Genomic DNA, 13,520 nt, shown 5'->3' with positions numbered 1-13,520 from the left:
TCCTTGCCCAGCATGAAGGTTGAATCAGATTTGCACGCCTAAGGGAATCCCAAGCCGATTCAGTCTCATTTCATCCCGCTCTAGGGGGCGCGCTTCATGCGGGGCTTTTCTATTCTTTGTGCTGAACGATGTAGCTATTGCTGATGGCTTTGCTCCCGACGCCCCGCGTGACAACAACGGTGGTGTACCCGGCGGGCAGTGAACCGGTGACAGTCTCGTCGACCGGATGGCATCGTCCGACGATTTCCCCGTTTGGCGCACCTGCGAGCCTGTCTTTCAGAGATGCCCGACAAGCGTCAAACGACGCATATGTGGTCGGCGCGACCTCAATGGGCTTGCAGACGGCAGCCTGGCCTGGGCTGCAAGAGAGTAAAAGCAATACTGCTGCGGTTGCCGGGTCCATTCTCGAAGCTCCATTGAGACGAGCCTCAACGCGGATCGACGGCCTTTGTTGCACAGGCAGCCCCGGCGACGGCGCGCTGCCGAGAGGTGGCGGATGGCTGATTACCCCCACATGAACCCAGTGAACGTGTCGGTGTCGACAATTCGTAGCTTCATCTCTTCGGTGTAGCTCCTTCTCCCAAACCTCCCAAACCATCCCCTATAGTAGATGCGAATTGGGAATTGAGCGGCGTGCTTCCAGAATCCTGCCTCTAGACCTTGGGTCATGCCAAATGAACATGAAACATGGGTTCCATTGTGAAGCACTGGGATCAGGTCTTTGGTAGCAAAGCAGGACAGCCAATCCCTCTTTCGCTCATCGGTGGCGCCACGCCCGAAAGCGGCTGCCAGGGCTGCCGGATCTGCCACCTCAAACCAAACGTCGCGAGCCGGGATAGATCCTGAATTTAGCACGACAAGATTGAAGTATAGACCCGTGTTGTCTCCGTGATGAGTTTTGACCATCGCAGTGACGAGTGGGCGAAACTGCCGCCTCCAGAAATGAAGTGAGAGCCCAAGGGCAATCACCGTGGCGACGAGTGCCCCCACGTTAACCCAGTCTATACCAAATCATCCCCCTCCCATGTCGCGTCCATGTCGCACGGACTTGCCAATAGTCGCAGGAAATTTTTGCGGCATCTACCGGTTCTTGAGGTTGGCCCTGTACCACGCGACGAAAGTTTCGATCTCGGGCGTGCTGTGGTCATAGACAGCACAGAACTTAGACGTCGCCCTAGCCACCGCGAAGAACGCCTCGATCTCGTAGATATGCATTTCCTCGGGATCTTTGTGGTGCTTCAGCCAATCCCGGACCTCGTTCATCTTAGAAACGAAGTCGCGTTCCGCCATGAACGGAACCGCCTTATCCTTTGACGTCTTCAAGACGTGAGGCGACATGGTTGGGGGCATTTGCCCCTCCGCCGCCAATGCTAAGGTTATAGCGCCGGCGAATTCTTCCTCGTGGAAAAGTCTGATGGCAAGACTGATTTGGTTTGAAGCCGCTTCCTTGCGCGTCATTCGCAAGAGTTTTCCTAGGGGTGGCGCACGATGGGGTGATTCTGGCATTTGTAGCCCCGTATGTAGCCCCCAAGAGATCGTCCGCAAAGTTGCGGCCGGTGCAAGGACATCTAAGTGTTTGAAAAGATTGGCTCCCCGGGCCGGATTCGAACCAGCGACCAACCGGTTAACAGCCGGTTGCTCTACCACTGAGCTACCGGGGAACGGATGCTCTTATGTGAGTGGCGCAGCCTATAGCTGCCCTTTTCGGCTTTGCAAAGAAGCTTTTCACATTTTTCCGAGGCTTTTTCGCGCAGGCGTTTCTCGCAATCGTCGAAGGAAGCCCTCATATTAGCCGCCTTGGCGGGGATATGGAACCGAAAGCGCGGCGGCGGCTTTGTTCCAGCATGCTTGCGAACAATCAAACGGGTCAATTTTTCGAGACGATGACAGCACAAGACAACCAGATGCCGGCGCGGAAAATCTCCGTTTTCGGGCGCGAGTTCAAAATGCCGCGCTCGCGCGGGCTCAGAATCACGATCGGCATCCTGCTGACCATCGGCGGTATCCTCGGTTTCCTGCCAATCCTCGGCTTCTGGATGGTTCCGCTCGGATTGCTGGTGCTGTCCTATGAATTCGCCATGGTTCGCCGTCACCGGCGTCGCTTTGTCGTCTGGTGGGAACGGCGTCGCCGGTCCGATTGACCGCCGATAGCGCAAGGTGGGTGTTCAGCGGGCGGCGTGTTCTTCCAGTGCCTCATGGATTGCTTGAGAATCGCCGCGGCCGAGGCAAGCCTTGCCCTGTCATGCGGCGACAGGCTGTCCGCACCTTCGATGGACAGACGGTCGGTTGCGTAATGCAGAAGCTCTCCGCATTGTGGCAGGGACAGGCCGGACGAGGCACTTGTATTTGCTGCCACTGTCCGGTGCATGGCTCTTCCTCCTTCCATGTCCAACCCACGGGCCGCCGATGAGTTTCTTCTCCGGGCAGGCTATGCTTAATTGTCCGCTAATGGAGCGGTCAGGCCCGGTCCGGCGATTTGCCGGGTGCCGTCTGGACTGACGCGAGGAAACCGTTCGGAATGCACGGTGGCCGCTTGACGGCATTTTCGCCGCAACCTATTGGAACCGGGTGGAACGCCGGGAGCAATGAGGCCTCGTGGCGGAGTGGTTACGCAGAGGACTGCAAATCCTTGCACCCCGGTTCGATTCCGGGCGAGGCCTCCAATGCCCGGGCCCCCGCGCGGCAGCGCAGGGGCCTGAAGTTCCTGACACAATGGACCGCGGTTCTGGCGCGGCAAGCGGATTGGTTGGGACATGAGCGCTGATTTCTCCGAACTACGCGTCAAGATGGTCGACGGCCAGGTCCGCACCACCGATGTAACCAGCGCGCCGCTGCTCGATGCAATGCTTGTCGTCCCAAGAGAGATGTTTGTCGGCGCCGCCCAGCGCGATCTGGCCTATATCGACGAGGACATCCGCATTGCCACCGGCGCGGACGGCGCGCGCTACCTGATGGAAGCATCCCCGTTGGCCAAGCTTATCCAACTCGCGGAGATCAACCCGACCGATTCGGCGCTCGATGTCGGTTGCGGAACCGGCTACGCCTCGGCCATCCTGTCGCGGCTGGCCAGGTCCGTGGTGGCGCTCGAAAGTGATTCGGCGCTGGCGGAAACCGCCAGATCGACGCTTTCGTCGCTTGGCTGCGGCAATGTGACCGTCGTCCAGGGCGCGTTGCCGCAGGGGCATGCCGCCAAGGCACCTTATAACGTCATCTTCGTCGGTGGCAGCGTCGCGGAAGTGCCGGTGGCGCTGCTGGACCAACTCGCCGAAGGCGGCCGCCTTGTCGCCGTCGAAGGGCAGGGCAATTCCGGCGTGGCCCGTCTCTTTTTCAAGGCAGGGGGGGTTGTAACCGGAAGACGTGCATTTAATGCGGCAATTAAGCCACTACCGGGGTTTGAACGCATTCGTGCTTTCGAATTCTGAATGATTTGGCCTTGCAGGAGAGGCTGTGTCATGGTCGCTTGCATTTGAACGATCGCTGCGGATCCCAGACTGGGGGCACTTTGGGGTGAGCAGCAGGGAACATCGAACACGCGGCGCCGGCTGATCAATGAGAGAAGCAGGCGCGGCGCGGTTCCCATGGAAAACGAATGAGGGTTTAACCGTGCCGTCTTTACGCAAGTCACTTTTCACCGCCGTCCTCGTTTCGGCGACCATGCTGTCCCCACTGGCGGCTTCAGCCGAAAGCATCTCCGGCGCGCTTGCAAAGGCCTATCAGTACAATTCCACGCTGAATGCATCCCGCGCGGGCGTTCGCGTCACCGACGAGGGTGTCGCCATCGCCAAGTCGGGCTACCGCCCGATTGTCACCGGCTCGGCGGATATTGATTATTCGAGCAGCCATCTCAACGGCACCAATTCGAGCGTGCGGTTGACCACCGGAAATTTTGGCGTCCAGATCAATCAGACGCTGTTCGACGGCTTTCAGACCAGGAACAACGTCGCTGCCGCCGAAGCGCAGGTCCGGGCTTCGGTCGAAAGCCTGCGCAACACCGAAGAGGGTATCCTGTTCAGCGCGGCCCAAGCCTATATGAACGTGATTCGCGACCGGCAGGTCGCTGTGCTGACCGAGCAGAACCTGCAGTTCCTGACCGAAACGGCACGCGCGGCGCGTTCGCGCTTCGAGGTTGGCGAAGGCACGCGCACCGATGTCGCCCAGGCCGATGCTTCGCGGGCCGCCGCGGTGGCGTCGCTGAGTGCCGCCCGGGCGCAGGCGCTGGCAAGTGCGGCGATCTATCGCCAGATCGTCGGCGACGAGCCGGGCAAGCTCAAGGGCGCTTCGCCAGTGGCAAAGCTGTTGCCGTCGAGCCTCGCCGCTGCAGTCGGGGTGGCCGCGAACGAGCATCCGGCTATCCTTGCGACCCAGCATCTGGTCGACGCCGCCGCGTTTTCGGTGAAATCGGCCGAAGGCGCGCTGCTGCCGCAGCTGTCGGCTTCCGCCGGCGTTTCGAGCGCCTACCGCAATACCTCGCCTTTGCCGGGCGTCGGTTCGCAGGATGGCACGACCAATTCGGCCAGTGTCGGGGCAACGCTGACCATCCCGATCTATTCGGGTGGCCGCACCTCGGCGATCGTGCGCCAGGACAAGGAATCGCTCAGCCAGGCCCGCATCCAGGTCGACGTCAGCCGCGACCAGGTGCGCCAGGCCGTCACCGCCGCCTGGACCGAGTATACCGCCGCGCAGCAGCAACTGACGGCCAACAGGCAGGTGATCGAGGCCGCGAAGCTGGCGTTGAACGGCGTCATCGAAGAGCGCAATGTCGGCCAGCGTACCACGCTCGATGTCCTCAACGCCCAGGCCGCCGTCATCACCGCCGAGATCAACCATACCGGCTATGAGCATGATGTGGTGGTGGCGAGCTACGCCATCCTGCAGGCGACCGGCCGTCTGTCCGTCGACCGCCTTGGCTTGCAGGTAGCGAAATACAAGCCTGAAGAGCATTACAACGCGGTCAAGGACAAGTGGTACGGCCTGCGCACGCCGGACGGCCGCTGAGGCGTTCGCCAGGACTGGCCGTGTTCCTCGTTTGAGCAGGATCTTTCGTACTGCGACTCTCGGGTTCAGATCGCGCTAATCTGTTGAAATCCCACAAGTCCCCAGATTGGGGATTCTCGTGCGGCGATCCGTCGGTTACTCTGTCGCCATGATTCGATCCGGCTCTGCCGGAGCGGAAAACCCAACAGGGGTCACAAGGGCGGCGGATGTGACGATGGCAACGGCAAGCAGCGCACAGCGCGAACCTTCCATGGAAGAGATACTGGCTTCCATCCGGCGGATCATTGAGGACAGCGACGGCGGCCGCAAGCAGCCGGGCGACGCCGATGAGTTGAGCCAGGATCTGGAGCCGTCGTCGAGCGCCGAGACCGCCCCCGACATCGAAGCATTTCGCGCCGACCTGCATGCCGCCCCCGAGGGCAGGAAGCCGGTCACGCTGGCGGAAGTCCAGGCACAGTTGCCGGCGGCCGAGCCGGTGGTTGCGCGCATGGAAACGCCGGTGCGCCCCGATCCCAGCCCGGCAAAGCCATCGATGACACTTGCCGAGGTCAGCGCCCGCGTCGCCGCCGAGCCAATCACGGTTGAAGCGCCGGGATCGCGTCCTGTCGCCGACGCTTCCATCGCCGATTGGCGTCGCGAGATTGCCGCGGTCGGTGAGCAGGCCAGCGCGGTGTCGGACCGGAGCGAAGCCCCCAAGACCGCTGCCCAGCCGTCCGTGGAGACTCCAAGTGACGAACCGACCGCGAAAGCAGCCGTCGAGCCGTCTCGTCCGGATGCAAGCGTGGTGCGGCCGGTGGCGGCCAGCGACGCGCCGCGTCCGGCGATCGTTTCCGAGCACACCGGCCGGCAGGTCGCGGCTGCCTTTGGCGAGCTTTCCGATGCGTTTGCCAGCCGCAGCAAGAAGACATTCGACGAAATGGCCGAAGAGATGCTGCGGCCGATGCTGCAGGACTGGCTCGACAACAATTTGCCGACACTGGTCGAAAGGCTGGTGCGCGAGGAGATCGAGCGCGTGGCGCGCGGGGCGCAGTAGTTCCCCATGCCGATCGCCAAAGGAAACGGCGCCTTCGTGGCGCCGTTTCCTTTGGTGAAGTCAGTTTGTCGGCAGGACGACGGATCGCTTTCCGTTGAAATGACCAAGGCCGCGCCTATCTGGTTGTGAGGGTCCGAGACAGCCCTTGCGGTTGACTTGGCCAAAACCTTCCGATTTACACCGGACCAGCAAAACTCCCGACAGCGCGGACCATTTTCCCATGCTTGAAAAGACCTACGACGCCAAAACCGTCGAGCCGAAGATCGCCAAAGTCTGGGAAGAGGCCGACGCGTTTCGCGCCGGTGCCGGGGCCGAGGAGGGGGCGGAAGCCTTCACCATCGTCATCCCGCCGCCGAACGTCACCGGTTCGCTGCATATGGGGCACGCGCTCAACAACACGCTGCAGGATATACTGGTGCGCTTCGAGCGCATGCGCGGCAAGAATGTCCTGTGGCAGCCGGGCATGGACCATGCCGGTATTGCCACGCAGATGGTGGTCGAGCGGCAGCTGATGGAAAAGCAGATCCATCGCCGCGACCTGACCCGTGAACAGTTCATCGAGAAAGTGTGGGAGTGGAAGGCCGAATCCGGCGGCGCGATCTTCAACCAGCTGAAGCGGCTCGGCGCCTCGGCCGACTGGTCACGCGAACGCTTCACTATGGACGAAGGCCTGTCCAAAGCCGTGCTCGAAGTGTTCGTCACGCTCTACAAGGAAGGGCTGATCTACAAGGATAAGCGCCTTGTGAACTGGGACCCCAAGCTGCTCACCGCGATCTCCGATCTCGAGGTCGAGCAGCAGGAGGTCAACGGCAATCTCTGGCACTTCCGCTACCCCGTAGAGGGCCAGGTCTTCGACCCGGAAAACCCAACAACCTTCATCACCGTGGCGACGACGCGCCCGGAGACGATGCTGGGCGATACGGCCGTCGCCGTGCACCCTGACGACGAGCGCTTCCGGCATCTGGTCGGCAAGAACATCGTCCTGCCGATCGTCGGTCGCAGGATTCCTGTGGTGGCGGACGAGTACTCCGATCCGGAAAAAGGTTCGGGCGCGGTCAAGATCACGCCGGCGCATGACTTCAACGACTTCGAGGTCGGCAAGCGCCACAAGCTGCCGGCGATCAATATCCTGACCACGGAGGCGGCGGTAAGCCTCAGGGACAATGAGGATTTCCTTGCCGGCCTCGAGGTGACGCCGGAGCGCCAAATTGTCTGGGACGAACTCGACGGCCTCGACCGCTTCGTCGCGCGCAAGAAGATCGTCGAGCTGATGGAAGAGGGCGGCTTCCTCCAAAAGGTCGAGCCGCATCGCCACGCCGTCCCGCATGGCGATCGCGGGGGCGTGCCGATCGAGCCGTTCCTGACCGAGCAATGGTATGCCAATGCGGCGGAACTGGCCAAGCCGGCGATCGCTTCGGTGCGCGAGGGGCGCACCAAGATCATACCCGGGAATTGGGAAAAGACTTATTTCCAGTGGATGGAAAATATCGAACCCTGGTGCATCTCACGCCAACTGTGGTGGGGTCATCAGATCCCGGCATGGTACGGGCCGGATGGGCGCGTCTTCGTCGAGAAGACCGAGGAAGAGGCGCTGAGCGCCGCGATCGAATACTACCTGGCTCTGGAAGGACCCTGGAAGGGCTGGGTCGAGGACAAGTTGGAGAATTTCCAGCCGGGCGAGATCCTGACCCGCGACGAGGATGTACTCGACACCTGGTTCTCGTCGGCGCTGTGGCCGTTCTCGACATTGGGATGGCCTGATGAGACGCCGGAGCTGAAGACCTACTACCAGACCGACGTGCTGGTGACCGGCTTCGACCTCATCTTCTTCTGGGTCGCCCGCATGATGATGATGGGCCTGCACTTCATGGATGAGGAGCCGTTCCACACCGTCTACATGCACGCGCTGGTGCGCGACAAGAACGGGCAGAAGATGTCGAAGTCGAAAGGCAACGTCGTCGACCCCCTCGACCTGATCGACGAATACGGGGCCGATGCGCTGCGCTTCACGCTGACGGTGATGGCGGCGCAAGGCCGCGACGTGAAGCTCGATCCGGCGCGCATCGCCGGCTATCGCAATTTCGGCACCAAGCTGTGGAACGCCACGCGCTTCGCCGAAATGAACGAGGTCGCGCGCAATGACGATTTCTGGCTCAACGATGCCAAGCTGGCGGTCAACCGCTGGATCCTCACCGAACTGACGCGGGCGGCACGCGAGATCACCGATGGCATCACCTCATACCGCTTCAACGAGGCGGCGGGTGCCGCCTACCGCTTCGTCTGGAACCTGTTCTGCGACTGGTATCTGGAACTGCTGAAGCCGGTGTTCATGGGCACCGACGAGGCGGCCAAGGCCGAAAGCCGAGCCTGCGTCGCCTTCGTACTCGACGAGATCTACAAGCTGCTGCATCCGATGATGCCTTTCATGACCGAGGAACTGTGGGCGCAGACCGCCGGCGAAGGCAAGCAACGCCCCTCGCTGCTGTGCCATGCCGCGTGGCCGTCGCCGGATTTCGAAGACGCCGAGGCCGCCGCCGACATCAATTGGCTGGTCGACCTCGTCTCCGGCATTCGCTCCGTGCGTTCGGAGATGAACGTGCCGCCGGCAGCCATTGCACCGCTCGTCGTGGTCGGCGCCAATGCTGTGACACGCGAGCGCCTCGTTCGCGAGGATTCGGCGATCAAGCGGCTGGCGCGGGTCGGCGACATGTCGCTTGCCGATGTCGCGCCCAAGGGCTCGGCACAGATCGTGCTCAATGAGGCGACGATCTGCCTGCCGCTTGGCAGCCTGATCGATCTCGCCGCCGAGGCTGCACGGCTGCAGAAGGAGCTGGCCAAGGTGACCGAGGAGATCGCGCGCCTGCACAAGAAGCTGTCGAACGAAAGGTTCGTCGCCAGCGCGCCTGCCGAGATCGTCGATGCCGAGCGTGAAAAGCTCGCTGAATACCGCGATGCGCAGGACAAGCTGTCGGTCGCGCTAACCAGGGTTCGCGACGCCGGTTGAAGGTAGATTCGCGAGACTTTAGCCTTCTCTAAAGTGCTTGTTTTTCGCCTCGAAAATCAGCATGCCGTTGCGTTAATATTGACGTAAACGGAAGTTTTAGCCCCATTGTTGCCATAATGTAACAATGGGGCTCCTGGGGCCCAAAAAAGGCCTGTTTTCGAGCCTTTTTGGGTGGTTCTCTCTGTTTTTTGAGAGCCGCTCAGCCCTCACAGACCATTTTTCGGCCTTCCCGCACCCGGTTGCATTTCCTGGAAAATGCGCCTGGCCAATGTGTACATGTACGCCCGCGAATTCGTTGTTGCACCGTTAACCTGAATTGGTTCTAGCTTGATGCACTCGAATTCGGGGAGGACATTTCATGACTATTCTGCGACTGAAGGCGCTGCTGGGGGCGGGCTGCTTTTCGCTGGCGTTGATCGGGACGGCGATGAACTCGGCACATGCCGGCGGCCTGGAGCGCGGCGGCTACGATATCGATTTGCTGTTTGATCCGGCGCCGTTCGCTACGGAAGCTGAAGCGACCTATGTCATGCCGGATCGCAAGTACAAGAATGCAACTGGGCCAGCCGGCTTTAATTTCCTCAATTCCACGGCCGATGGCGCCGAGGGCTATTGGGTTCCGCGCATCGGAGCCAAGGTCCAGGTTGTGCAGGGCGTCGACTGCATGGTTGACTATTCACAGCCATGGGGCGCGCACACAGCCCCCGGGGCGTCGTGGAACGGCGCGTTTTCCAACGTCGAAACGGATATCAAGAGCAACAACTACGCCGGCACCTGCTCCTACAAGTTCGATGTCGGCAAGGGCCAGCTCCGTTTTATCGGAGGCCTGTTCTACCAGGAAATTTCAGGCTTCAAGGAAAGCTTGGTGGGTTTCAATCCATTTGGGCCGTCACCGATCGGCCGCGTGGACCTGGAGGCCAACGGCTGGGGTTGGCGAGCCGGCGTCGCCTACGAAATCCCCGACATCGCGTTGCGTGCGAGCCTCGTCTACAATTCGAAAGTCAAGCTCGACAATATCTCGGGAACGCTCGATCTCACCAGTATCGGCGGGCAAATTATACCGATCTTCGGTGCGACGGAGTACATGCCGGATTCGGTGGAGTTGAAACTGCAGTCAGGCATCGCGCCCGGCTGGCTCGCTTTCGGCTCGATCAAGTGGGTCAACTGGAGCTTGCTGCAAAGCGTCCCGATCTGCCCAGTGGGCTTTCCGGCATCGTCATGCGTCACGGGTTCTCCGGTTGCTGTGACTTCGCTCGACCTGATGTACCGAGATGGCTGGACCGTTTCAGGTGGTGTCGGCCACAAGTTCAACGATCAGTGGAGTGCCGCTGGCCAGCTTTCCTGGGATCGTGGCACCTCGCATGGCTACGGCGCGCAGTCCGATACGTGGACCCTGGGTGGTGGCGTCGCCTATACACCGCGGCCCAATATCGAAGTGCGGCTTGCTGGAGCGATCGGCGTGCTGACCAGCGGCCACTCAGGGGAGTTAGCCGGTGAGAACGGATATGTCGCAGGCGAGGATGCTAGCTACGATTTCGGCAACGATCTGGTCACAGCGTTTTCTGGCGGTATCAAGATAAAGTTCTAAGCAACTGAAAATTCTAGCAAAAGGCCGGGCGTTGCTCGGCCTTTTTCGTTTGAGCCGGCATCGCCCGTGCGCCCCGTATCCAAGCTGCGTTGCATATTAGCCGCACCTCTTTCACCTCGTGCGATTGTGACGTTTTGGCAACACTTTCTGAACAACCCCTGCGCTGGAAGCCGGGCTGAGGAAATTGCCTATTTCCCGCCATAAACCCGGCGCACCTCGATCTTGTCTCGGGACACGCGCCAAAAGGCTCGGCGAGGGGGCAGGCCGCTCCGCCCCATTTGCAGGGAAGATGGGGCAAGGAAGAGTATGGACGCCAAAGTCATCTCCAAGGCTAAGCTCCCCAGCCGCCATGTGACCGTCGGTCCGGCGCGGGCGCCGCATCGTTCCTATCTCTATGCGATGGGTTTGTCGGCGGCCGAGATTGCGCAGCCGCTGGTCGGGGTCGCCTCCTGCTGGAACGAGGCGGCGCCCTGCAACATCTCGCTGATGCGCCAGGCGCAGGTGGTCAAGAAGGGCGTCGCGGCCGCCAGCGGCACGCCGCGCGAATTCTGCACCATCACCGTCACCGATGGTATCGCCATGGGTCACCAGGGCATGAAGTCGTCGCTGGTATCGCGCGAGGTCATCGCGGATTCGGTCGAACTCACCATGCGCGGCCATTGCTACGACGCGCTGGTCGGGCTGGCCGGCTGCGACAAGTCGCTGCCCGGCATGATGATGGCCATGGTGCGGCTCAACGTGCCGTCGATCTTCATCTATGGCGGTTCGATCCTGCCCGGCAGCTATCGCGGCCGCCAGATCACCGTGCAGGATGTGTTCGAGGCGGTCGGCCAGCACTCGGTAGGCACGATCGATGATGCCGAACTTCTCGAAATCGAGCAGGTGGCCTGCCCGTCGGCCGGCTCCTGCGGCGCCCAGTTCACCGCCAACACCATGGCCACCGTTGCCGAGGCGATCGGCCTGGCGCTGCCCTATTCCTGCGGCGCGCCGGCTCCCTATGAAATGCGCGACCGGTTCAATTTCGCCTCCGGCGAAAAGATCATGGAGTTGATCGCCAGAAATATCCGGCCGCGCGACATCGTCACGCTGAAGGCGCTGGAGAATGCGGCGACCGTGGTCTCGGCCACCGGCGGTTCGACCAACGCGGCACTGCATCTGCCGGCGATCGCCCATGAGGCCGGCATCAAGTTCGACCTGTTCGACGTGGCCAAGATCTTCGAGAAGACGCCTTACATCGCCGACCTCAAGCCGGGCGGCAAATATGTCGCCAAGGACATGTTCGAGGCCGGCGGCATTCCGCTGCTGATGAAGACGCTGCTCGACCACGGCTATCTGCATGGCGACTGCATGACCGTGACTGGCCGCACTTTGGCCGAAAACATGCAGCACGTTGTCTGGAATGAGCATCAGGACGTGGTCCGCCCGGCCAACACACCCATTACCCAAACCGGCGGTGTCGTGGGTTTGAAGGGAAATCTTGCCCCCGAAGGCGCGATCGTGAAGGTCGCGGGCATGGCGGAGTTGAAGTTCTCCGGCCCGGCACGCTGCTTCGATTCGGAAGAGGAATGTTTCGAGGCGGTGACGCATCGCAACTACAAGGAGGGCGAGGTTCTCGTCATTCGCTACGAAGGACCGCGCGGCGGCCCCGGCATGCGCGAAATGCTGTCGACGACGGCAGCACTTTACGGCCAGGGCATGGGCGGCAAGGTGGCGCTGATCACCGACGGGCGCTTCTCGGGCGCGACGCGCGGTTTCTGCATCGGCCATGTCGGCCCCGAAGCAGCCGTGGGCGGCCCGATCGGACTGCTCAGGGATGGTGACGTGATCTCGATCGACGCGGTGAACGGCACGATCGACGTGGCGTTGTCCGATAGCGAACTGGCGGCGAGGGCAAAGAATTGGAAGGCGCGCGCGACCGACTATCAGTCGGGCGCGATATGGAAATATGCACAGACGGTAGGGCCGGCGCGCGATGGCGCGGTGACCCATCCGGGCGGTGCGAAAGAAACACACTGTTATGCGGACATCTGAGTTGTTGAAGTCAACACCAGAGTTGTTGAGGTCGTCTGTCTTTTCGGCACTGGTCGTGGCCGCCACATTTGGCGCGACCTTTGGCGCCGTGGGCCAGGCCATGGCCTTCGACGACAAGGTGTTCGACGACAAGACCGGGGTGAAGCCGCAATCCAGCCCCTGGGCGGTCTTCCAGTTCGGCTTCTCCGCCTACAAGAACGGCCACAAGGAACAGGCTGCCGAGGCCTACAAATACGCTGCCGAAAACGGCCAGATCGGTGCCACCTGGAAGCTTGCCCGTATGTATGCCGAGGGCGACGGCGTGGCGCGCGATGACTATGAGGCGTTCAAGTTCTTCTCCGAGATCGTCGACCAGGACGTTGAGCCCGGCTCGCCTGAGGAAAGCTATGTCTCCGACGCGCTGGTGGCGCTTGGCGACTATTTGCGCACGGGCATTCCCGGCAGCCCGGTCGCCGAGAACGAGGTGGCGGCCCAGGAATATTACATGCGCGCCGCCGCCAACTACCGCAATCCGAACGCGCAGTTCGAAATGGGGCAGATGTTCCTGAAGGGCGAGGGCGGCGTGAAGGCCAGCGTCAAGCAGGCCGGGCGCTGGTTCCAACTCGCCGCCGAGAAAGGCCATGCCGGCGCCCAGGCGACACTGGGCCATTTGTTGTTCCAGAGCGGCAAAATCGTTCGCGGCCTGGCGATGATGACGGCAGCGCTCGAACGCGCTTCGCCGGCTGACCAGCCCTGGATCCGCGGCATGCAGGAAGAGGCATTTGCCACCGCCGGCGAAGCCGACCGCCGCACCGCCATCTCGCTGGCCGATGATATCCTCACCAAGGGCAACAACGCGGACCAGTAGTCTCGCGGCCGCGTCAGCTTCA

The 13,520-nt window shown here is 61.6% G+C and carries 11 protein-coding genes and 2 tRNA genes; 10 read left to right on the top strand and 3 right to left on the bottom strand.

Annotation, left to right across the window (positions count from 1 at the left end; all coding sequences use genetic code 11):
• Positions 1-504 precede the first annotated feature (504 nt).
• The 3 genes from NKH52_RS35545 to NKH52_RS31105 form a co-directional block, all read right to left on the bottom strand.
• The gene (locus NKH52_RS35545; protein ID WP_502908152.1) at positions 505-990 is read right to left on the bottom strand and encodes a DUF8453 domain-containing protein; all 486 of its coding nucleotides are present in this window, start codon (positions 988-990) and stop codon (positions 505-507) included.
• Positions 991-1,080: 90 nt separating this feature from the next.
• Positions 1,081-1,458: a hypothetical protein gene (locus NKH52_RS31110; protein ID WP_352629401.1), complete on the bottom strand. Its 378-nt coding sequence runs from the start codon at positions 1,456-1,458 to the stop codon at positions 1,081-1,083.
• A 128-nt stretch (positions 1,459-1,586) separates the two neighbouring features.
• Positions 1,587-1,661 (bottom strand) — tRNA-Asn (locus tag NKH52_RS31105).
• 222 nt (positions 1,662-1,883) lie between these two features.
• On the opposite strand from NKH52_RS31105, the gene NKH52_RS31100 reads away from it, so the two are divergent.
• From NKH52_RS31100 to NKH52_RS31055, 10 genes are all read left to right on the top strand, one after another.
• On the top strand, positions 1,884-2,141 hold the full coding sequence (locus tag NKH52_RS31100) for a hypothetical protein (RefSeq protein ID WP_352736119.1): 258 nt from the start codon (positions 1,884-1,886) through the stop codon (positions 2,139-2,141).
• A 448-nt stretch (positions 2,142-2,589) separates the two neighbouring features.
• Positions 2,590-2,663, top strand: a tRNA-Cys gene (locus NKH52_RS31095).
• Between the two features lie 90 nt (positions 2,664-2,753).
• The gene (locus NKH52_RS31090; protein WP_352736117.1) at positions 2,754-3,422 is read left to right on the top strand and encodes a protein-L-isoaspartate O-methyltransferase family protein; all 669 of its coding nucleotides are present in this window, start codon (positions 2,754-2,756) and stop codon (positions 3,420-3,422) included.
• Between the two features lie 181 nt (positions 3,423-3,603).
• Positions 3,604-4,995 carry a TolC family outer membrane protein gene (locus NKH52_RS31085; RefSeq protein ID WP_352736116.1) on the top strand — a complete coding sequence of 464 codons (1,392 nt, stop codon included), beginning with the start codon at positions 3,604-3,606 and terminating at the stop codon, positions 4,993-4,995.
• Between the two features lie 214 nt (positions 4,996-5,209).
• Positions 5,210-6,028, top strand: coding sequence for a PopZ family protein (locus tag NKH52_RS31080; protein WP_352736115.1), 819 nt, complete (start codon positions 5,210-5,212; stop codon positions 6,026-6,028).
• Between the two features lie 6 nt (positions 6,029-6,034).
• Positions 6,035-6,157 carry a hypothetical protein gene (locus NKH52_RS31075; protein WP_352736114.1) on the top strand — a complete coding sequence of 41 codons (123 nt, stop codon included), beginning with the start codon at positions 6,035-6,037 and terminating at the stop codon, positions 6,155-6,157.
• 91 nt (positions 6,158-6,248) lie between these two features.
• The gene (locus NKH52_RS31070) at positions 6,249-9,032 is read left to right on the top strand and encodes a valine--tRNA ligase (protein WP_352736113.1); all 2,784 of its coding nucleotides are present in this window, start codon (positions 6,249-6,251) and stop codon (positions 9,030-9,032) included.
• A gap of 358 nt (positions 9,033-9,390) precedes the next feature.
• The gene (locus NKH52_RS31065; RefSeq protein WP_352736112.1) at positions 9,391-10,620 is read left to right on the top strand and encodes an OmpP1/FadL family transporter; all 1,230 of its coding nucleotides are present in this window, start codon (positions 9,391-9,393) and stop codon (positions 10,618-10,620) included.
• Positions 10,621-10,926: 306 nt separating this feature from the next.
• Positions 10,927-12,651: a dihydroxy-acid dehydratase gene (gene ilvD / locus NKH52_RS31060; RefSeq protein ID WP_352736111.1), complete on the top strand. Its 1,725-nt coding sequence runs from the start codon at positions 10,927-10,929 to the stop codon at positions 12,649-12,651.
• The gene (locus NKH52_RS31055) at positions 12,638-13,498 is read left to right on the top strand and encodes a tetratricopeptide repeat protein (protein WP_032901393.1); all 861 of its coding nucleotides are present in this window, start codon (positions 12,638-12,640) and stop codon (positions 13,496-13,498) included. Before ilvD ends, NKH52_RS31055 begins: the two co-directional genes overlap by 14 nt.
• Positions 13,499-13,520 lie beyond the last annotated feature (22 nt).

The sequence above is a fragment of the Mesorhizobium sp. M1066 genome (assembly GCF_040318635.1).
Classification (GTDB): Bacteria; Pseudomonadota; Alphaproteobacteria; order Rhizobiales; family Rhizobiaceae; genus Mesorhizobium.
The sequence above is the reverse complement of the archived record's forward strand: the minus strand, read 5'-3'. Positions and strand labels throughout refer to the sequence as shown.